At 52.0% G+C, this 25,178-nt stretch carries 29 protein-coding genes; 11 read left to right on the top strand and 18 right to left on the bottom strand.

The window, feature by feature from the left end; translation table 11 throughout:
- Positions 1-3 precede the first annotated feature (3 nt).
- From fliQ to fliF, 12 genes are all read right to left on the bottom strand, one after another.
- Positions 4-273, bottom strand: a complete 270-nt coding sequence (gene fliQ, locus NNO02_RS04115; protein ID WP_003030425.1) for a flagellar biosynthesis protein FliQ — start codon at positions 271-273, stop codon at positions 4-6.
- Between the two features lie 9 nt (positions 274-282).
- Positions 283-1,020, bottom strand: coding sequence for a flagellar type III secretion system pore protein FliP (fliP, locus tag NNO02_RS04110; RefSeq protein WP_005127763.1), 738 nt, complete (start codon positions 1,018-1,020; stop codon positions 283-285).
- Positions 1,020-1,394 (bottom strand): flagellar biosynthetic protein FliO, encoded by a 375-nt coding sequence (fliO, locus tag NNO02_RS04105; protein ID WP_271450219.1) that lies wholly within the window; start codon positions 1,392-1,394, stop codon positions 1,020-1,022. Before fliO ends, fliP begins: the two co-directional genes overlap by 1 nt.
- A 2-nt stretch (positions 1,395-1,396) precedes the next feature.
- Positions 1,397-1,810: a flagellar motor switch protein FliN gene (fliN, locus tag NNO02_RS04100; RefSeq protein WP_005127761.1), complete on the bottom strand. Its 414-nt coding sequence runs from the start codon at positions 1,808-1,810 to the stop codon at positions 1,397-1,399.
- The gene (gene fliM / locus NNO02_RS04095; protein ID WP_003030434.1) at positions 1,807-2,811 is read right to left on the bottom strand and encodes a flagellar motor switch protein FliM; all 1,005 of its coding nucleotides are present in this window, start codon (positions 2,809-2,811) and stop codon (positions 1,807-1,809) included. The genes fliN and fliM overlap by 4 nt, the downstream gene beginning before the upstream one ends.
- 4 nt (positions 2,812-2,815) lie before the next feature.
- Positions 2,816-3,283 (bottom strand): flagellar basal body-associated protein FliL, encoded by a 468-nt coding sequence (gene fliL, locus NNO02_RS04090; RefSeq protein WP_271454260.1) that lies wholly within the window; start codon positions 3,281-3,283, stop codon positions 2,816-2,818.
- Positions 3,284-3,387: 104 nt separating this feature from the next.
- Entirely contained in the window at positions 3,388-4,605 is a 1,218-nt protein-coding gene (gene fliK, locus NNO02_RS04085) for a flagellar hook length control protein FliK (protein ID WP_271454259.1), read from the bottom strand.
- The gene (gene fliJ, locus NNO02_RS04080; RefSeq protein ID WP_005127756.1) at positions 4,602-5,045 is read right to left on the bottom strand and encodes a flagellar export protein FliJ; all 444 of its coding nucleotides are present in this window, start codon (positions 5,043-5,045) and stop codon (positions 4,602-4,604) included. The genes fliK and fliJ overlap by 4 nt, the downstream gene beginning before the upstream one ends.
- Before the next feature lie 21 nt (positions 5,046-5,066).
- Positions 5,067-6,437: a flagellar protein export ATPase FliI gene (gene fliI, locus NNO02_RS04075; RefSeq protein WP_005127755.1), complete on the bottom strand. Its 1,371-nt coding sequence runs from the start codon at positions 6,435-6,437 to the stop codon at positions 5,067-5,069.
- On the bottom strand, positions 6,437-7,144 hold the full coding sequence (gene fliH, locus NNO02_RS04070; RefSeq protein ID WP_271442392.1) for a flagellar assembly protein FliH: 708 nt from the start codon (positions 7,142-7,144) through the stop codon (positions 6,437-6,439). The genes fliI and fliH overlap by 1 nt, the downstream gene beginning before the upstream one ends.
- Positions 7,137-8,132 (bottom strand): flagellar motor switch protein FliG, encoded by a 996-nt coding sequence (fliG, locus tag NNO02_RS04065; RefSeq protein ID WP_135322317.1) that lies wholly within the window; start codon positions 8,130-8,132, stop codon positions 7,137-7,139. Before fliG ends, fliH begins: the two co-directional genes overlap by 8 nt.
- Complete coding sequence (gene fliF, locus NNO02_RS04060; RefSeq protein ID WP_271454258.1) at positions 8,125-9,795, bottom strand: flagellar basal-body MS-ring/collar protein FliF; 1,671 nt, start codon at positions 9,793-9,795, stop codon at positions 8,125-8,127. Before fliF ends, fliG begins: the two co-directional genes overlap by 8 nt.
- Positions 9,796-10,011: 216 nt before the next feature.
- Here fliF and fliE point away from each other — a divergent pair, with 216 nt between their 5' ends.
- The gene (fliE, locus tag NNO02_RS04055) at positions 10,012-10,326 is read left to right on the top strand and encodes a flagellar hook-basal body complex protein FliE (RefSeq protein WP_271442390.1); all 315 of its coding nucleotides are present in this window, start codon (positions 10,012-10,014) and stop codon (positions 10,324-10,326) included.
- A gap of 54 nt (positions 10,327-10,380) precedes the next feature.
- Here the strand turns inward: fliE and yedF are convergent, their stop codons facing one another.
- Positions 10,381-10,614, bottom strand: a complete 234-nt coding sequence (gene yedF, locus NNO02_RS04050) for a sulfurtransferase-like selenium metabolism protein YedF (protein WP_000790504.1) — start codon at positions 10,612-10,614, stop codon at positions 10,381-10,383.
- Positions 10,611-11,837: a selenium metabolism membrane protein YedE/FdhT gene (gene yedE, locus NNO02_RS04045; protein ID WP_404841928.1), complete on the bottom strand. Its 1,227-nt coding sequence runs from the start codon at positions 11,835-11,837 to the stop codon at positions 10,611-10,613. The genes yedF and yedE overlap by 4 nt, the downstream gene beginning before the upstream one ends.
- A gap of 164 nt (positions 11,838-12,001) precedes the next feature.
- Here yedE and yedD point away from each other — a divergent pair, with 164 nt between their 5' ends.
- Positions 12,002-12,415 carry a lipoprotein YedD gene (gene yedD / locus NNO02_RS04040; RefSeq protein WP_271454257.1) on the top strand — a complete coding sequence of 138 codons (414 nt, stop codon included), beginning with the start codon at positions 12,002-12,004 and terminating at the stop codon, positions 12,413-12,415.
- Between the two features lie 40 nt (positions 12,416-12,455).
- Here the strand turns inward: yedD and amyA are convergent, their stop codons facing one another.
- From amyA to fliD, 4 genes are all read right to left on the bottom strand, one after another.
- Positions 12,456-13,943, bottom strand: a complete 1,488-nt coding sequence (gene amyA / locus NNO02_RS04035; protein ID WP_271454256.1) for an alpha-amylase — start codon at positions 13,941-13,943, stop codon at positions 12,456-12,458.
- A gap of 68 nt (positions 13,944-14,011) precedes the next feature.
- The gene (gene fliT, locus NNO02_RS04030; protein WP_005127745.1) at positions 14,012-14,383 is read right to left on the bottom strand and encodes a flagella biosynthesis regulatory protein FliT; all 372 of its coding nucleotides are present in this window, start codon (positions 14,381-14,383) and stop codon (positions 14,012-14,014) included.
- Positions 14,383-14,790: a flagellar export chaperone FliS gene (gene fliS, locus NNO02_RS04025; protein WP_222186500.1), complete on the bottom strand. Its 408-nt coding sequence runs from the start codon at positions 14,788-14,790 to the stop codon at positions 14,383-14,385. Before fliS ends, fliT begins: the two co-directional genes overlap by 1 nt.
- 15 nt (positions 14,791-14,805) lie before the next feature.
- Entirely contained in the window at positions 14,806-16,206 is a 1,401-nt protein-coding gene (gene fliD, locus NNO02_RS04020) for a flagellar filament capping protein FliD (protein ID WP_271454255.1), read from the bottom strand.
- Positions 16,207-16,461: 255 nt separating this feature from the next.
- On the opposite strand from fliD, the gene NNO02_RS04015 reads away from it, so the two are divergent.
- From NNO02_RS04015 to sdiA, 9 genes are all read left to right on the top strand, one after another.
- Complete coding sequence (locus NNO02_RS04015) at positions 16,462-17,757, top strand: FliC/FljB family flagellin (RefSeq protein WP_271454254.1); 1,296 nt, start codon at positions 16,462-16,464, stop codon at positions 17,755-17,757.
- Between the two features lie 79 nt (positions 17,758-17,836).
- Positions 17,837-19,039, top strand: a complete 1,203-nt coding sequence (fliB, locus tag NNO02_RS04010; protein WP_032936835.1) for a flagellin lysine-N-methylase — start codon at positions 17,837-17,839, stop codon at positions 19,037-19,039.
- A 196-nt stretch (positions 19,040-19,235) separates the two neighbouring features.
- The gene (gene fliA / locus NNO02_RS04005; RefSeq protein ID WP_005127740.1) at positions 19,236-19,955 is read left to right on the top strand and encodes an RNA polymerase sigma factor FliA; all 720 of its coding nucleotides are present in this window, start codon (positions 19,236-19,238) and stop codon (positions 19,953-19,955) included.
- Positions 19,956-20,012: 57 nt separating this feature from the next.
- A complete protein-coding gene (gene fliZ, locus NNO02_RS04000) occupies positions 20,013-20,564 on the top strand; it encodes a flagella biosynthesis regulatory protein FliZ (RefSeq protein ID WP_040232441.1) in 552 nt (183 codons plus the stop codon).
- 214 nt (positions 20,565-20,778) lie between these two features.
- Complete coding sequence (tcyJ, locus tag NNO02_RS03995; protein ID WP_119174357.1) at positions 20,779-21,579, top strand: cystine ABC transporter substrate-binding protein; 801 nt, start codon at positions 20,779-20,781, stop codon at positions 21,577-21,579.
- 155 nt (positions 21,580-21,734) lie between these two features.
- Positions 21,735-22,721, top strand: coding sequence for a D-cysteine desulfhydrase (dcyD, locus tag NNO02_RS03990; RefSeq protein WP_271454253.1), 987 nt, complete (start codon positions 21,735-21,737; stop codon positions 22,719-22,721).
- A gap of 21 nt (positions 22,722-22,742) precedes the next feature.
- Complete coding sequence (gene tcyL, locus NNO02_RS03985) at positions 22,743-23,411, top strand: cystine ABC transporter permease (protein WP_061068102.1); 669 nt, start codon at positions 22,743-22,745, stop codon at positions 23,409-23,411.
- Entirely contained in the window at positions 23,408-24,160 is a 753-nt protein-coding gene (gene tcyN / locus NNO02_RS03980; protein WP_271454252.1) for an L-cystine ABC transporter ATP-binding protein TcyN, read from the top strand. Before tcyL ends, tcyN begins: the two co-directional genes overlap by 4 nt.
- Positions 24,161-24,390: 230 nt before the next feature.
- Positions 24,391-25,113 carry a transcriptional regulator SdiA gene (gene sdiA / locus NNO02_RS03975; protein ID WP_137381532.1) on the top strand — a complete coding sequence of 241 codons (723 nt, stop codon included), beginning with the start codon at positions 24,391-24,393 and terminating at the stop codon, positions 25,111-25,113.
- Positions 25,114-25,178: the final 65 nt, after the last annotated feature.

Below are 25,178 nucleotides of genomic sequence, written 5' to 3'. Positions count from 1 at the left end.
CGTTTACCCGATGATGTAGGGGATATTGCTGAACAGCGTACGCACGTAGTCGAGCAGCAAGTTAAGCATCCACGGACCGGCAACGATGATGGCAATAAAGACCGCGACAATTTTCGGAATGAAGGACAGCGTCATTTCGTTAATCTGGGTTGCCGCCTGCAGGATACTGATGATAAGACCCGTGACGAGGGCAACCAGCAACAAAGGTGCGGCAAGGGCAAGGGCAACTTTCATCGCCTCAGTGCCCATCATCATGACCGATTCAGGAGTCATTTCGCGCCTCTAACTGTAAAAGCTTTGTGCAAGCGAGCCGACAAGCAGCTGCCAGCCGTCAACCAGCACAAACAGCATCAGCTTGAATGGGAGTGCAATGGTAGCTGGTGGCACCATCATCATCCCGAGCGCCATCAGGACGCTGGCGATGACCAGATCGATTATCAGAAATGGAATAAAAATGGTAAAACCTATCTGGAATGCCGTTTTCAACTCACTGGTGACATAAGCCGGCAGCAAAATGCGCATCGGCACTGCTTCAGGTCCCTGTAACGGGCCGCTGTTTGCCAGACGGGCGAACAGGGCCAGATCGGCTTCGCGGGTCTGGCGCAGCATAAACTCACGCAACGGCTGTGCGCCTTTCTCCATGGCTTCCTGCATGGAAATCTTCTCTTCGCTGAAGGGTTGATACGCATCAACGTAGATTTTGTCGATCACCGGCGACATGATGAAGAAAGTCAAAAACAGCGCCAGTCCAAGTAAAACCTGGTTCGGCGGTGCTGACGGTGTTCCCAGCGCATTACGTAACAGACCAAAAACGATGATGATGCGGGTGAAGCTGGTCATCATCAGCAAAATAGCCGGCAGGAACGTCAGCGAGGTGATAAATACCAGCGTTTGGACGGGCAACGTCCAGCTTTGTCCGCCACCAGGCAGCGGTTGGCTAACCAGACCCGGTAGTTGGGCCAGGGCCGCAGGGCTGAAAAGCCACAAACCTGTCAGCGTGAGGGATAACAAACGGCGCATCAGGATCTCCCAGGACGCTTCAGCAAACTCTTCATCATGGCCTGGAAATCCGCAGGGGAGGCCGCTTTTTCTTCTGCACCGACAGGTGCCGGGGGGAGGGTATGCAAAACGTTGATCTGCGACGCTGTAACGCCCAGCACCAGACGCGCGTCTTCGACCTCAACAATCACCACCCGCTCACGTGGACCTAATGAGGTACTGGCCGAAACTTTCAGTCCACGCGTACTGACGCTTTTGGGGGCAAATCCCAGGCGCTTAATCAGCCAGGCGGCTCCCAGGATCAACACAATGATCGCCAGAAGCGCGCCGCTGACCTGCACTAATGGTGAACCGGGTACAGCAGCGGGCTGAGAGACGGTGGCCTGGGTATTCATCGTTAACGGCTCAGACGGCGCATACGTTCAGATGGGGTAATAATGTCAGTAATACGGACACCGTATTTATCTGCAACTACCACAACTTCACCCTGAGCAATCAAATAACCATTGATCAGAATATCCAGCGGCTCGCCCGCCAGACCGTCCAGCGCGACGACCGAACCCTGCGTCAGGCGCAGCAGTTCTTTGATGGTCATGCGGGTGCGGCCCAATTCAACGGTCAGCTTGACCGGAATATCCATGATCAGGTCGATATCCTGCAGTGCACCGCTGACGTCGCCGCCACCTAGCTGCTGGAATACCGCATCGGCCGCACTTTTGGTGGTCGTTGTTTTTTGCTCGTTTAACGCGTCAGCCCACAGATCGTCCAATGCACCAGTGTTTTCATCGGACGGATTATTCATGTCACTCATTTGGGCTGTTCCTCATTCAGCGAATTCAAAATCGGGTTTATCAAATGTTCTACGCGTAACGCATACTGACCATTTACGGTGCCATATTGGCTGGTCAGCACAGGTACGCCGTCCACATGAGCAATAATGCGGTCGGGTTTTTCAATCGGCAGTACATCGCCGGGTTTCAGCTTCAAAATCTGGGACAGCCGCAACGGAATGTCAGCAAAGTTTGCTACCAGTTCCAGCTCAGAATGCTGAACCTGGCGCACCAGATTATTGCGCCAGTTCTGATCTTCATTACGCGAGTTTTCCAGCGGTGGGTTTACCAGCAGTTCGCGCAACGGTTCAATCATGCTGAATGGCAGACAGATGTTAAATTCACCGGTCAGGTTGCCGATTTCAACGTGGAATGGGGTGTTCACCACGATGTCGTTCGGGGAAGTGGTGATATTGGTAAACTTCACCTGCATCTCGGAACGGACATATTCCACTTCCAGCGGGTTGATAGCCTTCCACGCGTCGCTGTAGCTTTCCAGCGCCAGTTTCAGCATGCGGTTGATCACGCGTTGTTCAGTGTGCGTAAATTCACGGCCTTCGACTTTCGTCGGGAAACGACCATCACCGCCGAACAGGTTATCAACGGCGATAAACACCAGACTCGGTGAGAACACCACCAGACCTGTCCCGCGTAGCGGTTTCAGGTGGATTAAGTTCAGGTTGGTCGGAACCGGTAAGTTACGCGCAAACTCGTGGTATGGCTGGATACGGATCGCGCCCACGGTAATATCCGGGCTGCGGCGTAGCAGGTTAAATAACCCCATACGGAACTGGCGCGCAAAGCGTTCGTTAATGATCTCCAGCGCCTGCAAACGCTCACGAACGACGCGGCGCTGAGTGTTGGGATCATAAGGACGAATATCGCTTTCTTTTGCGATACCGGAAATGGGTTCGTCTTTAGTTTCGCTATCGCCGTTAAGCAATGCGTCGATTTCAGCCTGAGAAAGAATACTGTCGCCCATGTCTTTACCGCAGAATAAAAGCTGTATAAAGAACGTCGGTGACAACCTGTTTCGGCTGCCCGACAACGAGCGGAGTCGCGAGCGTCTCTTTGATAGCGGCAATCAGTTGCTGTTTGCCTTCTTCTGTTGCGAGCGTGGCGGCGTTCTGGCGAGAGAACAATAACAGCAGACGGCTGCGCACTTCTGGCAGATATTCGTTAAGACGCGAGCGTGTCGCCTCGTCCTTCATGCGCAGAGTGATACCGATATACAGCACGCGATCCGCATCACCTAAATTGACGGTAAACGTATCCAGTGCAAAGAACACTGGGACTGGCGGTGGAGCCGGTTCCGCTTTTACGCTGGCGGACGGCTGCTGTTGCATGCGCCAGTAGCTATAGCCCGCAGTAGCGAGGGCGGCGAGCGTAATTAACACCAGCAGAGGGATCCAAATAGCGCGTTTACTCTTTTTGTTAATCGCGGAGTCAGTCATCAGATACGGGCTTCCTGTTTCGGTACAGCTTATAGGCTGATTATCCCGTGTCCTGACCACGACAAAGCGTGGAAAAGACGCGGATAATCATGCTACCTCTGGCGTTAGGCGAAGATGTCTACTGCACCATCACCGCGAGCCGCGGCTTGCAGTGCTGCAGGTGTGGCCAGAACAGCATCATCTTCGGGAGCAAAAATATCTTGTCCATGCGCACGCCCAGCCTGTTGTTGCTGTGAAGACGACTGTTGCTGACCCGCGAAGCTTTCGCTACTGATACTGCTTTGCCCCAGTTGGATCCCGCTTTCAGCCAACTGCGTGCGCAGCATGGGTAATGCCGCTTCCAGCGCCGCGCGAACGTGGCTATGAGGCGAGACCATCTGCAGTTGCGCCATGTTGTCATCGAGCTTGAGGGAAATCTGCACTTGCCCCAGATCCTGCGGATGCAAGCGCAGTTCCGCACTTTGCTGACCCTGACGGGTGAACAGCGTGACGTGCTGACTCAGTGATTGCTGCCATTCATGGCTTCCCAGCGGGGCGCTCAATACCGGTGCCGCGGCAGTTGGTAACGGCTGCGCATGTGTCTGTGTGCCAGCCAGCGGAGCTATTGTTGCGCCAACACTGGTTGGGGACGGTGAACTTTCAATCTCCGCACGCGTGGCTGCCGCTGCGGTTAATGGGGTTAAACCCGCATTGTTGGTCTGATCCGCGCCACTGGCATGCATCGCGGCATCTGCTTTACCTTTTTTCCCTTCACCGGTCAGTAATTCACTGGCGCTATCGGCGGTCGTGTTGGCGGTATTACCACGTAACAGTACCGACAGCGTCGCATCCGCCGGTGCTGGAGTAGCATCAACAGCCGGAGTGGTTACCTGTTGCCCCGGCAGCATAGCGAACAGCGCACTCAGGTTAGCGAGATCGTCATCGCTCAGATGGGCTATTTTTTCATCCTGCTGTGCGGTTTTGCCCAGTGTCGTCAGGGCATTAACCTTCAGTGAGGGCGTGAGCGCAGACAGCAACTGTTGTGCATCAGTCAGGTCGGCTAGCGACGCCTCGGTTTGGACCTCTTTTTGTGCCAGCAGATCGGCTAATTTTACCGTCTGCGCGGTATCACCATTCTTTTGCAATAACCCTTTTTGCAGTTTGCTACCAGCCGCCTGTAAATCGGCCAGCGATAGCGGGGCGTCTTTACCCTGTGCATCGCCTGCACCTAATGCACCTGCCAGCAGCGCCAAAAAATCCTCGGGGGAATCTACCGCTTTGCCTGACTGAAGACCTGCGGCTACGTCGGTGTCGGTGGTAATCAGTTGGGGTAACGTAATCATTCGGGTTTCCTCATAGCTGCACGCTGAGCAAATTCATCCATTTTTTTCTGATCCAGACGGTTTTCAGCCAGTAAAGCGGCTGTTGTTTGCCTGTCCTGCAGAGTCTGCCATGCCTGCAGTCGCTGCTTTTTATCGCGCCAACTGCTCAACGCCTGGTCTACTTTCTGCGTCCATTGGTTGAGTTGTTGGCGATGTTGCTCAATCGCTTTTTCCAGCGTCTGAATAAATTGTTGATAGTTAATCCAGCGATTACTGGTAATACCCTGACCCATATCGCTATTAAGGTTGTTGCGATATTCATGCTGATAATCGATCAGCATCTTCAACTGCTCTTCCGCCTGCTGACATCCGCGGCGCATCTCGCCTAATAAGATTGCCGCATCATCGACTTCTTTTTCAGCCAGGTCTTTAAGTGTTGCCAGCGCACCATGTTGTGCCATGACCTATGCTCTCCTGCTTAATCACACACCAGGGAAAATCAGATCCAAAGCCTGCAGGGAGTCTTCCCAGTCGGCTCGTTCAAAGATGCCTTGCTGTAAAAATGCTTCCAGCTGTGGCCATAAGGCAATGGCTTTATCCAACATGGGATCGCTGCCTTTGGCGTAGGCGCCTACGCTGACCAGATCGCGGTTACGCTGGAAACTGGACAGTAGCTGCTTAAAGTTGCGTACCCGCGCATAATGTTTCTCGCTGATTAAGGCGGTCATTGCGCGGCTGATTGAGGCTTCAATATCAATGGCTGGGTAGTGACCCGCTTCTGCCAGATGACGGGACAGGACTATGTGGCCGTCGAGAATGGCGCGGGCGGAGTCAGCAATAGGGTCCTGTTGGTCATCGCCTTCGGTCAGTACGGTATAAAATGCGGTCACGGAACCGCCGCCATGAATACCGTTGCCGGCCCGTTCAACCAGTGCGGGTAACTTAGCAAACACCGACGGCGGATAGCCTTTCGTTGCCGGAGGTTCGCCGATCGCCAGTGCAATTTCACGCTGCGCCATCGCATAACGGGTGAGGGAGTCCATAATCAGCAGCACGTGCTGACCGCGGTCGCGAAAATCTTCGGCGATGCGCGTGGCGTAGGCGGCACCCTGCATACGCAACAGCGGGGAAACGTCCGCCGGGGCGGCAATCACTACCGAGCGTGCACGTCCCTCGGCGCCAAGAATATTTTCAATAAAATCTTTAACTTCGCGCCCACGCTCGCCAATCAGACCGACAACAATGACGTCAGCCTGGGTATAGCGTGCCATCATGCCGAGCAGAACGCTTTTACCCACACCGGAACCGGCGAAAAGCCCCATTCGCTGACCGCGACCGACGGTTAACAACGCATTGATAGGCCGTACGCCAGTATCCAGCACGTGTTCAATCGGGGTACGTTGCAGGGGGTTAAACGGCGGTGTGATTAGTGCCCCTGTTTCCGTGGTGTCGGGAGCAGGCAGCCCATCAAGCGGCTTCCCGCTGCCATCGAGAACACGCCCCAGCAGGGCAGGGCCCAGCGGTAATTGTTTCCCGCTTTGCAGCCCTTCGCCGGCGATGTTTTTCGCGTAAACGCGCGCACCTGGCAGCACGCCTTCAACCTCTTCGAGCGGCATCAGAAACAGGCGTTGACCATTAAAGCCAACCACTTCGCTTTCGACTTCCTGGGTTTCGTTGCCATCCTGACGCTCAATAACGCAGGTGGCACCTAACGGTAACTGCAGGCCCGTGGCTTCAAGTACCAGCCCGGTGGCGCGGGTAAGACGCCCGTAACGGCGTACCGCAGGCAGCAGCGACATTTTCTCTTCGAAGTTGTCCAGCGTGTTGAGCCAGCGAGTCAGGCGAGTGGTCATTACACGACTCCCGGCGCTGCCAGACGGCAGAGCTCTTGCCAGCGGGTGGCAACACTGGCGTCCAGATCGCCTTCGTCAGCAGAGACCTTACAGCCACCATGATGCAGCGTTGGATCGCCGCGCAGTCGCCAGCCGTGCAGGCTGAGGGTCGCCCCCAGCATCTCTTCCACCCGTTGCAGATCGTCCGGATGGACGCGCAACTGCGGTTTACCGCTAAACAGCGGTTCCTGTTGCAACAGCTGTTGGATTTGCTTAATGAGTGCAGCATTATCCACGATGGGTGTCTGGCCGATAACCTGGCGCGCCGCCTCCAGTGCCATTTGCATCAGGCGCGATGCAATGACGCTGTCCAGGGCATCCAGTGTATTCTGAAACTCACTGACCAGTTGCTGCATGCGGGCATGAATCGGCGCATGTTGGGCGCGAGCCTGGTTCTGGCCTTGTTCCAGCCCCTGGGCCAGTCCGTCCTGATAACCTTGTTCGTGTCCTTTTTGCCGACCTTCAGCCAGGCCGGCGTTATACCCTTGCTCATGGGCCTGGAGCTGCAGTTGTGCCAACTGCTGCTCAAGCTGTTGTTCAGCAGATAGCTGTGGCTCTTCTGTCTCGTCGGACGGCTGATCGTCGGTATGATCGGCCAGTACGAACTCCGCCATTGGCGGGGCGAGGTCGTCAGGCGTCCAGACTTTCCATGGCAGATCGTTAGACATAGGTATCCTCGCCGCTGCCGATCACCATCTCGCCGGTTTCGGCCAGACGACGTACGATAAGCAGAATCGCTTTCTGTTCGTTTTCCACCTGCGACAAACGTACCGGACCGCGGTTGGCAAGGTCGTCGCGCAGGATATCGGCGGCACGCTGCGACATGTTGCGCAGGAACTTCTCGCGCAATGGTTGCTCGGCACCTTTCAGGGCTATCAGCAGCGATTCGGAATCCACTTCCTGCAACAGACGCTGGATGCTGCGATCGTCGACATCCACCAGATTTTCGAACAGGAACATCTCGTCGATAATTTTCTGCGCCAGCTCGCCGTCGAATTCGCGCACTGCGGTAATAACCGCTTCTTCCTGCTGCGTCTTCATCAGGTTGATAATTTCTGCTGCTGTTCTCACGCCGCCCATTTTGCTGCGCTTGAGGTTCTGACCGTCGAGCAATCCGTTCAGCACTTCGGTCAGTTCTGCCAGCGCGGCAGGCTGTACGCCGCCGAAAGTAGCAATACGCAGCATGACATCGTGGCGTAAACGCTCGTCGAACAGCGCCAGAATATCGGCCGCCTGGCCTCGTTTGAGGTGCACCAGAATGGTAGCGATAATCTGCGGGTGCTCGTCGCGAATAAGATCGGCGGCGCTCTGTGGCTCCATAAAGTTGAGCGTTTCAATGCCGCTGGTGGTATCGCGAGTTTCCAGAATGTCTTCCAGCAGGCTGGAGGCACGTTCTTCGCCCAACGCTTTTACCAGCACGGAACGCAGGTATTCGTTGGCGTTGATGTTCAGTGCGGCAAACTGCTCGGCTTCTTGTTCAAATTCGGCCAGAACCTCCGTCAACTGCTTGTTGGAAATCTGACGCACGTTAGCCATTGCCGTACTGAGGGTCTGCACTTCGCGCGTGGAAAGGTGCTTAAAGACCTCCGCCGCGCGATCTTCGCCAATGGTCATCAATAAGATGACGCTTTTATCGGTGCCGCTAAGATTACTCATGTTCGTTATTTATCCACTGGCGAATGACCAGCGCCACGACGCGCGGATCGTTATCAGACATTTCACGGATACGCTGGCTCATGACTTCAGCACCCAGACGCTGGTTGTTACGGCGCTGCTGGGTCTGCTCGTCTTTGCTGAGGCGAACTTCAACCGCTTCTTCCGTTTCCTGGCGAATGCGTGTTTGTTCTTGAGCGGCTTTGACCTCTTCGCTGCGACGCATCAACTGCGGACGCACCGCTTTACGCCACAGGATCCAGGCCACCAGCAGAACCAATAACCAACGACCGGCTACCATCAGCTGTTCAATAAAGGACTGCTGTTGCCAGAACGGAAGCTCTCCACCCGTGTCATCACTTGCGGTGAAGGGTGAGTTCACGACATTCAGGGTATCGCCGCGTTTTTCAGAGAAGCCCATGGCCTCGCGGGTCAGGTCCTCAATTTGTTTCATTTGGTCAGCGGTTAATGGTAGCGGTTTACCATCCGGTAACGTTTTATAGTTGACCACTACCGCCACCGACAGGCGCTGTACATCACCCACATTCATCTTGGTGTGACGAATGGTACGATCAACTTCATAGTTGCTGGTTTCATTACGCTGCGTGCTGCGCGGGCCGGTATTGGCGTTATTCGCCGTTTGCGTGGTTTGCGCATTCTGCTGATTTGCCGGGGGCGTATTAATCGGGGCCGTATTCGCTGGCGCGGGCTGGTTAGACAGTGCGCCCGGAACACCGCCAGGCGCTCCGCTTCCTATCTGCTCGCTCACGTTAAGCTGGCGTGAACGCAGTACAGCCTGTGAATCGTCGCCATTTGGGCTGTACTTCTCTTCGGTTTGCTCTTTGTTGGCGAAATCCAGCTGTGCAGTAACCTGCGCATGTACGTTGCCGTTACCGACAATTGGCGACAGGATTGATTCAATACGACGCTGAACGCGACCTTCAACATCGCTGGCATATTTCAGTTGCGCATCGTTCAGGTCGCGGCTGCTGGTGTTCGACTGGGTTAACAGATGTCCTGCCTGATCGACCAGCGTCACGTTGCCCGGCGGCAAGCCTGCGACAGCGCTGGAGACCAGATGCGTTACCGCGCTAATCTGACCTTCGTCCAGTGCTCGACCCGGTTCCAGGTTTACCGTGACGGAGGCAGAAGGGGCCTTTTGTTCACGTACGAACAGTGACGGCTTGGGCATCGCAAGATGGACACGGGCGCGTTTTACCGGTCCCAGTGTTTCAATGGTGCGGGCTAATTCACCTTCCAGCGCTCGCTGGTAATTGACCTGCTCGCTAAACTGGCTGATACCAAACTTTTCCTGGTCCAGTAACTCAAAGCCCACCGCGCCACCTTTCGGTAGCCCTTGCTGTGCCAGACGTAAACGCAGTTCGTGAACTTTATCTGCAGGGACTTCAATGGCACCGCTTCCCTCAGTGAAACGATAAGGAACGTTCATCTGCGTCAGCTGCGTGACAATCGCGCCACCGTCCTGATCGGATAGGTTGCTGAACAGTGTGCGGTAGTCAGGTGTTTTGGCCCACAGGACCATCGCAACGATGATAGCGACGGCAGCGGCACCTGCCACAATCAGAGGGATTTTGGGATTCGCGCGCAGGCGATTTAACCACTCGAGAGGTTTCAGTTGGGTTGCAGTCGATGCTGTCGCACTCATCTCGCACCTCGTGGCTTATCGTGGACGGCGTTTTTTGCAAAGTGGAACAAGACTCACTCCCGGGTCAGCAAACTCGAAAAATTGACGGTCTCATTATTTGCGGTTTCGAATTTTTCTATGCGTTAAAAACCGAGGTTTTTTATCGTTATTTAGCGCCTTTATCTTATTGACGAACTGGTAATCTCTGCTAAGTAAAAAATCATCCAGGGGATCAGAATGTCGGCAATACAGGGGATTGAAGGGGTTATCAGCCAGCTACAGGCCACGGCGATGTCAGCAAAAATGCAGGATGTGCAGCCACAATCGACCGTGAGTTTTGCCGGACAGCTGCACGCGGCATTGGACAGAATCAGCGAGGTGCAAACCGCCTCTCGCGTTCAGGCTGAAAAATTTACCCTGGGTGAGCCAGGCATTGCGCTAAATGACGTGATGACCGATATGCAGAAAGCGTCGGTTTCGATGCAGATGGGCATTCAGGTGCGTAACAAACTGGTATCAGCCTACCAGGAAGTGATGTCGATGCAGGTGTAGGTGTAACGTGCAAAGCATGTTTGCCGGATAAGCGCAGCGCTATCCGGCCTACACTTATTTTTGAATCAGATAGCGAATAGTTGGCCCATCCTGCTGAATATCCAGCACCGTATACCCATGGTTACGCGCATCCAGCGGAATATTGTTGATTGACTGCGGGCAATCGCTGACCACTTCCAAAATTTCACCTTTCTTCAATTGCGGCATCGCTTCCAGCGTGGCAACAGCCGGGTAGGGACACGGTTCACCGACCATGTCGAGGCGATAATCAGGGACGATATTTTTCATGCGGATTCCTTAGCAGGCGTCAGCCCGGCGCGGCGGAAGAAACGTTTTTCCCAACCGATGATGAGCATCAATGCGATAAACAACAGCAGATAAGTCACCAGTAGCCCGCCGAGCGGCCCAAAGGTGTCGAGCAGATTCACTTTATCCCAGCGAGTGGCCAGGGCAGGGGCAAAGTCATCCCAGTAGTACGCCAGAATGGTCGAACCGATAACGTTACCCAGTCCCACCCACCAGTAATGTACCTGGCCCTCAACCGCACGGTACATCCAGCCGGTCTCACACCCGCCCGCCAGCACGATACCGAAACCAAACAGTAAGCCGCCGATCACTGCATTTGGACCGGCCCACATAATCTTCGGCTCAACGCCCAGTTGTACATAACTAAAGATACCGATGGCGCTCACCGCCATGCCGAAGATGATGGCTTTTGCCATATGGGTACGCCCGGAAATCCACAGATCGCGGAAGGCTGAGGTAAAGCAGATTTGCGCCCGTTCAATCAGCAGGCCGAACCCAACGCCAAACAACATGGCCAGACCCAGCTTCGGCTTGTCCATTGCGGTCAGTAGCGCCCAACCGATCATGCCGATAAATACCAGCATACCGAGGCGGAAACGACGACGTGCTTGTTCCGGTTTTTGCGTCAGCGGGGAAGCGGCGGACACTTTCTGCATTTTGACCGGAATACGAAACATTGGCAGCAGGGTAAAGCGGGCGCCAAACCATGAGCCCATTGCCGTCGCCAGCGCGAAGAACCAGGCATGCAGCGAGAACTGTGGAATGCCGGTAAAAAACGCGGCCAGGTTACAGCCCATTGCCAGACGGGCGCCGAAACCGGCGATCATCCCGCCGACCACCGCCTGCAGAATACGGATCCGACTGCGTGGCATGCGTAATTTGACGTTGTTGGCCCACAGTGCGGCAGCGAAACAGCCACCGAACATACCGAGGATCATCATCCCGTCGATACGGGTCAGGGGCGAGCCTTCGAGGTGGATCAGTTTATAGTATCCCCACTCTTCGGCGTGCACGCCAAACAGTTGCAGGATTTGCCCACCCCAGCGGGTAAATTCGCCGGTAACGGCCCAGAAGGTTCCCGTAATGCCGAAATAATAAGTGGAGAGAATACCCGCTGCGATAACCGCAGGGGCGGGGGCCCAAAATTTAATTAACCAGGCCTGTTTGAAGTGTTGCCATGACATGCGTTGTGCCTCTGAACTCAGAAGGTATGTAACAAGAAGCGTGGATATTACACCTGTCAGAATTTTTGACTATGAGTAATAAGAGGTAATACCGTCTGGATCAATCTTTCTCCGGGCTGCCGAAAGGCTGGCGACATCAGGGCTTTAATGCCACAATCCCCTTTTCTTCGCATGCAGGATGAATGATGAAAAAATTAGCAATCGTTGGTGCATTGTTGGTGCTTGCCGGCTGCGCCGAGGTACAAAATTATAATGACGTGGTGAAAACACCAGCCCCTGCCGGTCTGGCAGGTTACTGGCAGTCGAAAGGTCCGCAGCGCGCGCTGGTGAGTCCGGAAGCGATCGCCAGTCTGATTGTCACCAAAGAGGGGGATACGCTGGATTGCCGCCAGTGGCAGCGAGTGATTGCTGTCCCCGGAAAATTGACCATGCTCTCTGGTGATCTCACCAACGTGACGGTGAAACGCGAGCTGTATGAAATTGATCGCGATGGCAATACGCTGGATTATGACGGTATGACGCTGCAACGGGTAGATCGCCCGACGCTGGAGTGTGCCGAGGTGTTAAAGAAAACGCCGTTAGCCACATCGCTGCCATAAGCGTTGCGCCCCGGTAGCCTGTCGCCACCGGGGTTAAGTGCTACAACACGTCTTCAATCACCCACACGCTGACGCTGCCGCCATCACAGAAAAACGTCGCCACGCCGTTTTCATCGGTCACTACGCTTTCTTCACGATTCCCCAGATAATCACGCCAGGTTTTATTGCCGTAATTTGTGCCAAGCGCGATGCTCTTTTCACCGTCATCGCCATTGGACAGCACGACGACGCACCCGAGGTCATCGTCCGTACCACTGCGACTAAAGGCGATACAGTTTGGATGATCAAAATAGAGCGTCTGTACGCCGTGGGCGAAGCGTTGGCGGGCCAGGATCAATTCATCAAGTTGTTCAATAATCGGCATATCGATGGTGTAGGTTTCGCCATCACCGCCAGTATCTTCATAATGTGCACCGTAGAGATCGGGATAGAATACCGACGGCACGCCGTTTTCGCGCAGCAGGATCAGCGCGTAGGCCAGCGGCTTAAACCATGCCTCGACCGGGGCTTCCAGCGCCTGTAACGGCTGGGTGTCATGGTTCGCAACCAGCGTCACCGCATGAAAGGGATCGGCCTCCACCAGCGTATCGGTGAAAATCTGGCTCATGTCATAATCGCGCCCCTGGCGGGATGCTTCGTGAAACTTCATTTGCAAAGGGGCATCAAACAGCATGGTTTTCCCCTCGACCTGGTTAATATAGGTTTGCAGTTTATCGACCTCATGGGACCAGTATTCCGCCACGATAAACAGCGGCTTCGGGGCGACTTCCTGGACGTGCTCGATCCACTCTTTATAGAACCATGCCGGGATGTGTTTGACGGCATCCAGGCGAAAACCATCGCAATGGGTTTGATCCATCACCCAGCGAGCCCAGTATTTGAGCTCTTCGGTGACGGCATGATTGCGAAAATCGATATTTTCGCCCATCAGGTAGTCAAAGTTGCCCAGTTCGTCATCGACCTGATCGTTCCAGCCTTCGCCGGTATAATCATTAACGATCTTAAAAATGCCGTCCTCGGTGGGATTTTCAATATGATCGATGCCGCTGAAGCATTTGTAATCCCAAATGAATTGAGAGTACTGACCCGCACGGGCGGGGAACGTGTAGCGGGTCCAGGCCTCGCATTCGACGATCTCATCGTCAATCTGCGTGCGGTCATCGGCGTTGACGCGCTGAACCTGAATGTGCTCTTTCTCATCGGCGCCCATTTTATGGTTGACCACCACATCCAGCAGTACCGCGATATCGTTGTGCTTTAACGCGTCGATTGCCGCCAGTAACTGATTTTTATCGCCGTATTTGGTGGCAATAGTGCCTTTCTGGTCGAATTCGCCTAAATCAAACAGATCGTAGGAGTCATAGCCAACGGAGTACCCGCCGGACGCACCTTTATGGGCGGGAGGCAGCCATACCATATTGATGCCGATATCGTTAAGTCCATCCGCGCGTGCGGCGAGTTCTGGCCAGAGCTGGCCGCCATCAGGGTAATACCAGTGGAAGTACTGCAATAGGGTGGGATTTTTCATCTTCCGTGCTCCAGAAGCCGTTTGGCCGACCTCTGGAGTATGGAAGATTATTCAGACGTAACGGGAAATTATTGTGGGGCAGTTGGGGCATCCGGAACCAGCAACATACCGGAAAGCCGGCCGTAGGCGTTATTTAGCGTCTTCTGGCGGGTTGACTGACCGATCAGTGTGCTGAGTTCATCCAGACGCTGCTGCAGTAATGCTTTGAGCAACTGTTCGTTATCCAGCGTCTGTTTAATATACCCGGCAATCAAATCCTGAACGCTTCGCGTAATGCCTGATGGAGTTTGTTCTTCCATGACCACTTCAATACTTTGCAGATAGGTAACTTCCTGTTCCAGTAAAAGGTCCCATTCACCTCGCTGTGCCAGTTCCAGCAGCGAGTGACTGAGCAGCGCAATGCGCTGCCAACGGTTGATAAACTCCACGGCTGAGGTCATTAACGGGACTCCTGGGACGACGCTTTTGGTGAGATCTGTTTCCAGGCATCCGCAATGTTTCCGAGTAACCCTTCGACTTCTTCAATCGCCTGACAATCATTACGCAAATTCGCTTGCAGCAGACGGCGGATCATATAGTCATACAGCGATGACAGATTAGTGGCGATTTCACCACCATTTTCCTGATCCAGGCCCGCTTTAAGACCATTATCAATAATGTTAATGGCTTTGCTGAGGGCTTCACCCTTGGCGACAATATCGCCCTGTTGCATAAACAGGCGAGCGCGCACCAGGGCGCTGTTCGCGCCATCAAACAACATTTCGATCAACTGATGCGGGTTGGCGCTCATTACGGCGCTCTCCACACTGACCTGTGCATAGGCTTTGGTACCGCTCGCGGTATACATGCTTACCTCGTGTTATCAGGATTTATTCATCGCAGTAAATTGCTGACCCAGATAGGTACTGGTGTTATTCAGCTTGCTCATCATGCTATCCAGCTGGGTAAACTGGGCGGTGTAACGCGCAACCATGTCGTCGATACTGGCGCTCACGGACAAGTACTGTTTGGTCAGTTTTTTCAGCGTGGTATTAATCGTGTCTTGCGCATTGTCGATAATGCCGTCATCAGCCAGATAACTTTTCACTTCAGCGGCAATCTTGGTAGTAATACCGGTTTCTTTACCGTCGCCCGCCAACAGTTCACGTACTGAAGCGGTGTTTTCATCCAGCGCTTTTTTCAGCTTGGTATCATCGATGGTCATCTTGCCGGTTTTGCCATCTTGTTTGATGCCAATTTCATTCAGTGTCTTAAAGGCACCTTCGCTACCGGAGTTAGCAAACTGTGCGCGAATACCGGTCTGAATGGTACGTACCACGCTATCGCCCACCAGCGCGCCGTTATCTTTATCCTGACCTTCAGCCCCGGCATCAACCGCTTTATACTTGGTCAGCGTATTGAAGGTATCAATCAGCGAGTTATAAGCATCAACCCAGCCTTTAATGGCTTCTGTCGCTTTGTCATTGCTTTTGGTCACGGTCACGCGGGCATCAGTGACTTTTTTGGTCAGTTCCAGCGTGACGCCCTGCGGCGCATCGGTCACTTTGTTGCTCTGGCGCTCAATCGGGATCCCGTTCATGGTTAATTGTGCGTTTTGCGCGACTACACGTTCATCCATTTTACCGGTACCGGTTTTGCTGTCATAAGCCAGCAGATCGTTTAGCTTGCTGTCGCCGTCTACCGAGATGGTCATCTTGCTGTCCAGACCTTCGGCGGCGGTCAGTACCAGTTTAAACTCATTGTCATTCACCTTGACGATACTGGCAGAGATACCGCTATCGGAATCGTTGATCGCCTTACTGATATCATCCAGCGTGGTTTTGTCCTGCGGCAGTTTAATCTCCAGCGGCTCTTTGCGGCCTGGCTGCTCAATTTTGATGGTACGGGTGGCTGAACCGTCACCGAGAGCCTCTTTGTTTGAACCAACCGTTGCAGTACTTAAAGATTGTGCCTGCGCCAGCTGCGTAACGCTGATGGTATAAATACCCGGTGCCGCGCCGGCTTCCGTGGTGACTTTCAGATCTTCGGTACTGCTGGTCACATTACTGCTTCTGAACAGTTCCGGTTTATTTAATGCCGTATTGGCCGTCTGGAATTTTTCCAGCGCACTCTTTAACGTACCGTAGGCCGTCAGGCGGGCGGTATTATCGCTTTGTTGCTGAGTAATTGGATTTAAACGTTTTTTCTCAGCAATAGTCAGGTTGTTTAGCAATGTATCCAGTGGTAAGCCTGAGCCTACGCCCAATGATGTAAATGAAGCCATGCCCGATTCCTTGTGATTGCAAACAATTGTTATGCGGGTTATCGGCAGTCTGCGCGCAAAGTTTAATGATAGTTTGGTGAAAATAATGCGCAGAATAGTGGTGCATATAGAGGGTATTTCGCGGGCTAAGAAAAAAAACGACGGAAACTAAAAATTTTCTAAAGTTCGAATTTAAGGTGCCGATACATGGGTTACGGTCAGAAACCGTGGGCAACAGCCCAATAACATCGAGTTGTAATTGATAAGGAAAAGATCATGGCACAAGTCATCAATACAAACAGCCTGTCGCTGTTGACCCAAAACAACCTGAACAAATCTCAGTCCGCTCTGGGCTCTGCTATCGAACGTCTGTCCTCTGGTCTGCGCATCAATAGCGCGAAAGACGATGCTGCTGGCCAGGCGATCGCTAACCGCTTCACTTCTAACATCAAAGGCCTGACTCAGGCATCCCGTAACGCTAACGACGGTATCTCTGTTGCCCAGACTGCTGAAGGCGCGCTGTCTGAAATCAATAACAACCTGCAGCGTGTTCGTGAACTTTCCGTGCAGGCAGCAAATGGTTCTAACTCTGATTCTGACTTGTCTTCAATTCAGGACGAAATTAATCAGCGTTTACAAGAGATCGATCGCGTATCTCAGCAGACTGATTTTAACGGCAAGAAAGTATTAAATCAGGCTGGGAGCTTAACAATACAAGTCGGTGCTAATGACAATGAAACTATTACTATTGATTTGAAAAAAATCGATAGCACAACCCTAGGTTTAGCAGATCTGAATATCTCTAACAGTGGGACCTCAATAAAAATGGGCGATACTATTAATGTTCGTTACTCGCCTTCTAAAACTGCAGATTTTTCAGATGTAAATACTGGGGTTGGCGAAGTTGATTTCGCAGCTTTAGCAGCGGCAGATGCCACGAATGTTAAGTTAGTTCAAGACAAATCAGGTAAGTATTACGCTTCCGGGGATAAAGGCGCTACATACTATGCTGCATCAGTTGATAATAAAACGGGTAAGGTCACTATTGATAGTCGAAATCCAAAGGCTGACACTACAGGATTAACTCTTACTGATGTTGCCGAAATTGGCAAAAATGTGACCTCAAGTACGACTACACTGACACCGAATCAATCCTTGGTTAGTTATAAAGATCAATCAGGTAATGCAGCATACGCTGTCAAAACTGTAGATACTAACGGTGCTTCAACTTATGTAAATGCAGTTATTTCTGATACTGGTGTGGTTACGGCTGGAAGCAATACTCTCAATTTGGGAACTACAGATCCTTTGAAGAAAATTGATGATGCATTATCTGACGTTGATCAGTTCCGTAGCTCCCTGGGTGCGATTCAAAACCGTTTTGAATCTGCAATCACCAACCTGGGTAACACTGTGAACAACCTGTCTTCTGCTCGTAGCCGTATTGAAGACTCCGACTACGCGACCGAAGTGTCTAACATGTCTCGTGCGCAGATCCTGCAGCAGGCGGGCACCTCTGTTCTGGCACAGGCTAACCAGACCACGCAAAACGTCCTCTCTTTACTGCGTTAATCCACCGATTGGGTTACTCAGTCATTAGAGACAATAAAGGCAGCGAAAGCTGCCTTTTTTCTATACTGGAGTCTGAAAAATGCAAGAAATTACCGTTACTGAACCCCATTTTGTGACTACGTTTCAGTGCACTGGCACGCAATGTCGCGATCATTGCTGTAAAGGCTGGAATATACATCTGGATAAGGCAACGGTGAATAAGTATGTCTCCAGTAAAAATGAGAATATTAGAAATATTGCTAAAGAGAATATTATTCTGCTTAAGAAAGATATTATGCAGTGGGGGATGATTAAACTTGCGGATAACACAGGGAACTGCCCATACCTCACTGAAGAGAGTCTGTGCCAGGTACAAAAAACGCTCGGGGTCCAGGCGTTAAGTCCGATTTGTCAGGCATTCCCGCGTGTTGAGCGCACTTATAAAAATGATGTGAGAAAATCGCTAAATTTATCCTGCCCTGAGGTTGCTAGCATTGTATTAACAGACCCGAATGCGATGATGTTAAATGAAAAAAGCATCGTTAAACCGCAGGCTAATGCTAAACCCGCGCTTACACCACAGCAGAAATTGTTGAATCTTTTTTGTTTAAGTCTTGTTGATCAGGCTGGGCGTGATATCAACGCCGGACTTTATGCGCTGATTAAGTTTACGCTATTTATCGAGAAATTTAAGGCGGTTGATAATACCGCATTGGCCGAGATTGAACCCGTTTATCATGCACTGTTGGCTCAACTTCAATCGGGCGAGTTAAGAAAAGAGTTGTCAGATTTCTCGGCGGATCGAAATATCAAATTATCCTTAGCGCTTTTGTTGCAAGATTATTTCCGCAGTATCGACGGGAGTCGAGCGAGTGGGGTGTTGAATTACTATATTCAGTGTTTACTGAGAACGTTAACTCAGGACGATATGCAGTCTGTAGATGAGGGGATCGCCAGACTAGAGGCGACCTGGCAGAAGGTTTACGAACAACAGGATGAGACTGGATTCGATCTTAAAAATCTTATTTTGTATAAGATTTGGGAAAACAATTTCCCTAATCAAAAGAACGTAGATCCGTTACGATCCTTATACATGATAGGCGTTGAATACTACTTCATCAAAATGTTGATCGCCGCAAGTGCCTACGAAAGAACATACCTTGAGGAAGAAGATGTGATCAATATCGTCTACAGCTTCCATTCGCGAAGCCAGCATAATCCTACCGTCCATGAGAATTTTCACAAGCACATCGAGACCGTCAGAACGGGTGATGACCTGTCGATGATTCATCTCTTGACATAATTTTACCAGGGATGCGTGAAAGCGCATCCCTGGCACGTTAACCATTTGATTTATGGTTGATTATTTTCTCTGCGAAATAACTCCATAACCTACATAAGTGAAATAACCCTTCTTTTATAGCCTTATTCCTCCGATAGAACCCCCTGCAGAAACGGATAATCATGCCGATAACTCATTTAACGCAGGGCTGTTTATCGTGAATTCACTGTATACCGCTGAAGGTGTAATGGATAAACACTCGCTGTGGCAGCGTTATGTACCGTTGGTGCGTCACGAAGCATTGCGCCTTCAGGTGCGCTTGCCGGCGAGCGTGGAACTGGATGACCTGCTACAAGCGGGCGGCATCGGGTTATTGAATGCAGTTGACCGATATGACGCTTTGCAAGGAACGGCATTTACCACTTACGCAGTGCAGCGTATTCGTGGGGCTATGCTGGATGAACTACGCAGCCGGGACTGGGTGCCGCGTAGCGTTCGGCGCAATGCCCGCGAAGTGGCACAGGCGATGGGGCAACTGGAGCAGGAATTAGGGCGCAACGCGACGGAAACAGAAGTGGCGGAGCGTCTGGGGATCCCTGTACAAGAGTATCGTCAGATGTTGCTTGATACCAATAACAGCCAACTCTTCTCATACGACGAGTGGCGGGAAGAGCATGGCGATAGTATTGAGCTGGTGACAGAAGAGCATCAGCAAGAAAACCCGTTACAACAGCTTCTTGAGGGGAACCTCCGTCAGCGCGTGATGGATGCGATCGACGCATTGCCGGAGCGCGAGAAGCTGGTATTGACGCTGTACTATCAGGAAGAGCTGAATCTGAAAGAGATTGGTGCTGTTCTGGAAGTCGGTGAATCACGGGTCAGTCAGTTGCACAGCCAGGCCATCAAACGTCTACGCACCAAGCTGGGTAAGCTATAAGGGGTAATCTTTGCCCCTGAACAATGCCGCATAACGTATTGACTACCAGGAGTTCTCATGACGGTGCAGCAATCAAAAAGACGGCCACTAAGCCGCTACCTCAAAGATTTCAAACACAGCCAGACGCATTGCGCCCATTGCTTTAAGTTGCTCGACAGGATCACGCTGGTTCGCCGCGGGCAGATTGTGAATAAGATAGCCATCTCCCGCCTGGACACGTTGCTTGATGATGCTGAATGGGCGCAAGAGAAAAAAGAGTGGGTGGCGTTGTGCCGTTTCTGCGGTGATTTGCATTGCAAAGAGCAAAGCGACTTCTTTGACATTATCGGCTTTAAACAATTTTTGTTTGAGCAAACCGAAATGAGCCACGGTACGGTGCGCGAATATGTTGTTCGCCTGCGTCGTCTTGGCAATCATCTGACCGAACAAAAAATTTCCCACGACCTGCTGCAGGAAGGGTTCCTCGACGAAAACCTCGCCCCGTGGCTGCCAGAAACCAGCACCAATAACTACCGCATTGCGCTACGTAAGTATGAGCAGTTTAAAGCCCATACACATATGGGGCATATGCAGAAATCCGCCTGGACAGCCAGTTCTGATATATATTAAAAACGAATAAGGTGTAACAGAGTCGTGTTTGTGAATTACGGCGAACGTTCTACACTACGCTCATACACACGTCATCCTTCAAGCTGTCTCTGCGTTGGCGCCCCAGTCACTTACTCTGGTAAGCTCCTGGGGACTTACTCGCTTGCCGCCTTGATACAACTCGAATGATTTTGTGGATAAATAGCAGTCACTAATGACAATATTCGGGGTAACTATGAAATTAGCACTTCTGGGACGTCAGGCGCTGATGGGTGTAATGGCTGTTGCACTTGTCGCGGGTATGAGCGCAAAAACATTTGCGGACGAAGGTCTGCTAAATAAAGTGAAAGAGCGCGGCACGCTGCTGGTGGGGCTGGAAGGGACTTATCCCCCGTTTAGTTTCCAGGGTGACGACGGCAAACTGACCGGTTTTGAAGTGGAATTTGCCGAGGAGCTGGCTAAACATCTGGGTGTGAAAGCCTCGCTCAAGCCGACCAAATGGGACGGTATGCTGGCGTCGTTAGATTCCAAACGTATCGATGTGGTGATAAACCAGGTAACCATTTCTGACGAACGTAAGAAGAAATACGATTTCTCTACCCCGTATACGGTTTCTGGTATCCAGGCGCTGGTGAAGAAAGGTAACGAAGGCGTGATTAAGACCGCCGCGGACCTGAAAGGTAAAAAAGTCGGTGTTGGTCTGGGGACCAACTACGAAGAGTGGCTGCGTCAGAACGTACAGGGCGTAGATATTCGTACCTATGATGATGACCCGACCAAATACCAGGATCTGCGCGTAGGCCGTATCGATGCCATTCTGGTTGACCGTCTGGCCGCGTTGGATCTGGTGAAGAAAACCAAAGACACACTGGCCGTGACCGGTGAAGCTTTCTCCCGCCAGGAATCTGGTGTGGCGCTGCGTAAAGGCAATGAAGATCTGCTGAAAGCTGTGGATGCAGCCATTGCCGAGATGCAAAAAGACGGTACGCTGAAAGCCCTGTCCGAAAAATGGTTTGGAGCGGATGTGACGAAATAATCATCATCCGGATAAAAAAGGCGCCTTTAACAGCGCCTTTTTTTATTCCATTGCGCCTGAACGTGCATAATAAAAAGAACATCACAACAACTTCTACTCTCAGGCTTTTGGGCTGCTTGTTGCCCACAAGATGATGAGTAAACACCGGAGGCTCTATGCCACTGCATAACTTAACGCGCTTTCCCCGTCTGGAATTTATTGGTGCGCCAACGCCGCTCGAATATCTCCCGCGTTTCTCTGATTATCTCGGCCGCGATATTTTTATTAAACGCGATGACGTCACGCCGATGGCGATGGGCGGTAATAAACTGCGCAAACTGGAATTTCTGGCGGCGGACGCGCTGCGTGAAGGCGCAGACACATTGATCACCGCAGGGGCTATCCAGTCGAACCACGTGCGTCAGACGGCGGCGGTCGCGGCGAAGCTGGGGCTTCACTGTGTGGCGCTGTTAGAAAACCCGATAGGCACGACTGCGGAAAATTATCTCAGTAACGGTAACCGCCTGTTGCTGGATCTGTTCAATACCCAGATTGAAATGTGTGATGCGCTGACCGATCCGAATGCACAGCTTCTGGAACTGGCGACACGGATTGAAGCGCAGGGGTTCCGCCCGTATGTGATCCCGGTTGGCGGTTCTAACGCGTTGGGCGCATTGGGTTATGTCGAAAGTGCGCTGGAAATTGCTCAGCAATGTGAAGGTGCAGTAGAACTTTCATCCGTCGTGGTGGCGTCGGGCAGCGCAGGAACGCACGCCGGGTTGGCAGTAGGGCTGGAACAATTGATGCCGAACGTTGAGCTTATCGGTGTCACCGTTTCACGCAGCGTTGCTGACCAAAAACCAAAAGTCGTTGCGCTTCAGCAGGCGATTGCCAGTGAGCTGGAACTGACCGCGGCGGCAGATATTTTACTGTGGGATGATTATTTTGCGCCGGGTTACGGTACGCCAAATGAAGAAGGCATGGAGGCAGTAAAACTGTTGGCATGTCTGGAAGGCATCTTGTTGGACCCGGTGTATACCGGTAAAGCGATGGCAGGCCTGATTGACGGTATCAGCCAGAAACGCTTTAAAGATGAAGGGCCAATCCTCTTTATTCATACCGGTGGGGCACCTGCGTTATTTGCCTACCATCCACATGTATGACAACCAGGTAGAAAAATACTAATGCAAGAAAGTATCCAATTGGTCATTGATTCGCTGCCGTATCTGCTGAAAGGGGCGGTATTTACGCTCCAACTGAGTATCGGCGGGATGTTTTTTGGCCTGGTGCTGGGGTTCATCCTGGCGCTAATGCGTTTGTCATCACTGTTACCTGTGCGCTGGCTGGCGCGCTTTTATATCTCTATCTTTCGCGGCACGCCGTTAATTGCCCAGCTGTTTATGATCTACTACGGTCTGCCGCAGTTTGGTATTGAGCTGGACCCGATTCCGGCTGCAATGATCGGTCTGTCGCTGAATACTGCGGCTTACGCGGCAGAAACGCTGCGTGCGGCCATCTCCTCCATTGACAAAGGGCAGTGGGAAGCTGGGGCGAGTATCGGTATGACACCGTGGCAGACGATGCGCAGGGCGATTCTACCGCAGGCGGCACGCGTGGCATTGCCGCCGCTGAGCAACAGTTTTATCAGTCTGGTGAAAGACACATCACTGGCCGCGACCATCCAGGTACCGGAACTGTTCCGCCAGGCGCAGCTGATTACTTCACGTACGCTTGAGGTGTTTACCATGTATCTGGCGGCCTCGCTGATTTACTGGGTCATGGCGACGGTGCTTTCTGCGCTGCAGAACTATTTTGAAGAACAGCTCAACCGCCAGGAGAGAGATCCGAAATGAGTGCTATTGAAGTCAGAAACCTGGTGAAAAAATTTCACGGGCAAACGGTACTGCACGGCATTGATCTGGACGTTAAGCCTGGTGAAGTTGTGGCGATTATTGGGCCGAGCGGTTCAGGCAAAACTACGTTGCTGCGCAGTATTAATTTGCTGGAACAACCAGAGGCGGGCACCATCAAGGTCGGAGACATTACCATTGATACCGCACGTTCCTTAAGCCAGCAGAAAGGACTGATTCGCCAGTTGCGCCAGCATGTGGGGTTTGTGTTCCAGAACTTTAATTTATTTCCACATCGCACAGTACTGGAAAACATTATTGAAGGTCCGGTCATTGTGAAGGGAGAACCGAAGGCGGAAGCGACAGCGCGCGCGCGTGAACTTCTGGCAAAGGTTGGGCTTGCGGGTAAAGAGAGCAGCTATCCACGGCGGTTATCCGGCGGTCAGCAGCAGCGTGTCGCCATTGCCCGGGCGCTGGCTATGCGTCCGGAAGTGATTCTTTTTGATGAACCTACCTCCGCACTTGACCCTGAACTGGTTGGCGAAGTACTTAATACAATTCGTCAGCTGGCGCAGGAAAAACGCACCATGGTCATTGTGACACATGAAATGAGCTTTGCGCGTGACGTTGCTGACCGGGCGATATTTATGGATCAGGGCAAGATAGTGGAACAGGGGCCTGCAAAATCCTTATTTACTCATCCGCAGCAACCGCGGACCCGCCAGTTTCTTGAAAAGTTCCTGATGCAATAAAAGGTTAGAGAGCACTCATCGAAATAGTTTTTTGGCGAGTGCTCATTGCATAACTATTTATAATTACTGCTTTATTATTATTGCTTCATCCTGCCAGCATTGTGGGCTGTTACGTTACACTCAAGTAATTTCTTATTTGTCCGATAATTTGCATATATAAAATACATTTATGTGTTAGCTTGTTTCATACATTTGGATGATTATCAATCTCAGGGGCATTACCACTTAGTATGCAGGATCATGATTTCTTCACCTGGCGACGGAGCATGCTGTTACGCTTTCAGGAAATGGCGGCGGCAGAGGATGTCTATAACGAATTACAACATCAGACGCAGCACTTAGAGTTCGACTTTTATGCGCTCTGTGTCCGTCACCCCGTACCCTTTACCCGACCTAAAACGGTACTTCATACGACGTATCCCAAAGCATGGGTCGCACATTATCAATCAGAAAATTATTTCGCTATCGATCCGGTACTGAAACCCGAAAACTTCAGTCAGGGCCACTTACCGTGGGATGATACCTTGTTCCGTGACGCACAGCCGTTGTGGGACGCCGCGCGTAATCACGGTCTGCGCAAGGGGATGACGCAGTGCTTGATGTTGCCAAACCGGGCACTAGGCTTTTTGTCTGTGTCTCGCGCAAGTTTACGTAATGGCCGCTTTGCGCAGGATGAAGTCGAGCTCAGGATGCAACTGCTGGTACGAGAAAGTCTGTCAGTACTTATGCGGCTGGAAGATGACATGGTCATGGCGCCGGAGATGCGTTTTAGTAAGCGCGAAAAAGAGATTCTGAAATGGACCGCTGAGGGGAAAACCTCTTCCGAGATAGCAATGATTCTGTCGATCTCTGAAAATACCGTTAACTTTCATCAGAAGAATATGCAGAAGAAGTTTAACGCGCCAAACAAAACACAGATTGCCTGTTATGCCGCCGCAACGGGGCTTATCTGAATAAAATGTCGTTCTGAGTGTCAGACGCAAAACCGGCTGAGAGCATCGCTGTCAGCCGGTTTCTT

The organism is Citrobacter sp. Awk 2, assembly GCF_028069815.1.
Lineage (GTDB): Bacteria > Pseudomonadota > Gammaproteobacteria > Enterobacterales > Enterobacteriaceae > Citrobacter.
The sequence above is the reverse complement of the archived record's forward strand: the minus strand, read 5'-3'. Positions and strand labels throughout refer to the sequence as shown.

Excerpts from the sequence above, each read along its gene's own strand:
- fliE (WP_271442390.1), top strand. The coding sequence starts at position 10,012 with ATGTCGGCAATACAGGGGATTGAAGGGGTTATCAGCCAGCTACAGGCC.
- fliS (WP_222186500.1), bottom strand. The coding sequence starts at position 14,790 with ATGTATACCGCGAGCGGTACCAAAGCCTATGCACAGGTCAGTGTGGAG.
- fliI (WP_005127755.1), bottom strand. The coding sequence starts at position 6,437 with ATGACCACTCGCCTGACTCGCTGGCTCAACACGCTGGACAACTTCGAA.
- fliZ (WP_040232441.1), top strand. The coding sequence starts at position 20,013 with ATGACGGTGCAGCAATCAAAAAGACGGCCACTAAGCCGCTACCTCAAA.
- fliK (WP_271454259.1), bottom strand. The coding sequence starts at position 4,605 with ATGATTACGTTACCCCAACTGATTACCACCGACACCGACGTAGCCGCA.
- fliL (WP_271454260.1), bottom strand. The coding sequence starts at position 3,283 with ATGACTGACTCCGCGATTAACAAAAAGAGTAAACGCGCTATTTGGATC.
- yedF (WP_000790504.1), bottom strand. The coding sequence starts at position 10,614 with ATGAAAAATATCGTCCCTGATTATCGCCTCGACATGGTCGGTGAACCG.
- fliJ (WP_005127756.1), bottom strand. The coding sequence starts at position 5,045 with ATGGCACAACATGGTGCGCTGGCAACACTTAAAGACCTGGCTGAAAAA.
- fliQ (WP_003030425.1), bottom strand. The coding sequence starts at position 273 with ATGACTCCTGAATCGGTCATGATGATGGGCACTGAGGCGATGAAAGTT.
- fliB (WP_032936835.1), top strand. The coding sequence starts at position 17,837 with ATGCAAGAAATTACCGTTACTGAACCCCATTTTGTGACTACGTTTCAG.
- fliH (WP_271442392.1), bottom strand. The coding sequence starts at position 7,144 with ATGTCTAACGATCTGCCATGGAAAGTCTGGACGCCTGACGACCTCGCC.
- dcyD (WP_271454253.1), top strand. The coding sequence starts at position 21,735 with ATGCCACTGCATAACTTAACGCGCTTTCCCCGTCTGGAATTTATTGGT.
- yedD (WP_271454257.1), top strand. The coding sequence starts at position 12,002 with ATGAAAAAATTAGCAATCGTTGGTGCATTGTTGGTGCTTGCCGGCTGC.
- fliM (WP_003030434.1), bottom strand. The coding sequence starts at position 2,811 with ATGGGCGACAGTATTCTTTCTCAGGCTGAAATCGACGCATTGCTTAAC.
- NNO02_RS04015 (WP_271454254.1), top strand. The coding sequence starts at position 16,462 with ATGGCACAAGTCATCAATACAAACAGCCTGTCGCTGTTGACCCAAAAC.
- tcyN (WP_271454252.1), top strand. The coding sequence starts at position 23,408 with ATGAGTGCTATTGAAGTCAGAAACCTGGTGAAAAAATTTCACGGGCAA.
- fliP (WP_005127763.1), bottom strand. The coding sequence starts at position 1,020 with ATGCGCCGTTTGTTATCCCTCACGCTGACAGGTTTGTGGCTTTTCAGC.
- fliO (WP_271450219.1), bottom strand. The coding sequence starts at position 1,394 with ATGAATACCCAGGCCACCGTCTCTCAGCCCGCTGCTGTACCCGGTTCA.
- fliN (WP_005127761.1), bottom strand. The coding sequence starts at position 1,810 with ATGAGTGACATGAATAATCCGTCCGATGAAAACACTGGTGCATTGGAC.
- amyA (WP_271454256.1), bottom strand. The coding sequence starts at position 13,943 with ATGAAAAATCCCACCCTATTGCAGTACTTCCACTGGTATTACCCTGAT.
- fliD (WP_271454255.1), bottom strand. The coding sequence starts at position 16,206 with ATGGCTTCATTTACATCATTGGGCGTAGGCTCAGGCTTACCACTGGAT.
- tcyL (WP_061068102.1), top strand. The coding sequence starts at position 22,743 with ATGCAAGAAAGTATCCAATTGGTCATTGATTCGCTGCCGTATCTGCTG.
- tcyJ (WP_119174357.1), top strand. The coding sequence starts at position 20,779 with ATGAAATTAGCACTTCTGGGACGTCAGGCGCTGATGGGTGTAATGGCT.
- fliF (WP_271454258.1), bottom strand. The coding sequence starts at position 9,795 with ATGAGTGCGACAGCATCGACTGCAACCCAACTGAAACCTCTCGAGTGG.
- sdiA (WP_137381532.1), top strand. The coding sequence starts at position 24,391 with ATGCAGGATCATGATTTCTTCACCTGGCGACGGAGCATGCTGTTACGC.
- fliT (WP_005127745.1), bottom strand. The coding sequence starts at position 14,383 with ATGACCTCAGCCGTGGAGTTTATCAACCGTTGGCAGCGCATTGCGCTG.
- fliG (WP_135322317.1), bottom strand. The coding sequence starts at position 8,132 with ATGAGTAATCTTAGCGGCACCGATAAAAGCGTCATCTTATTGATGACC.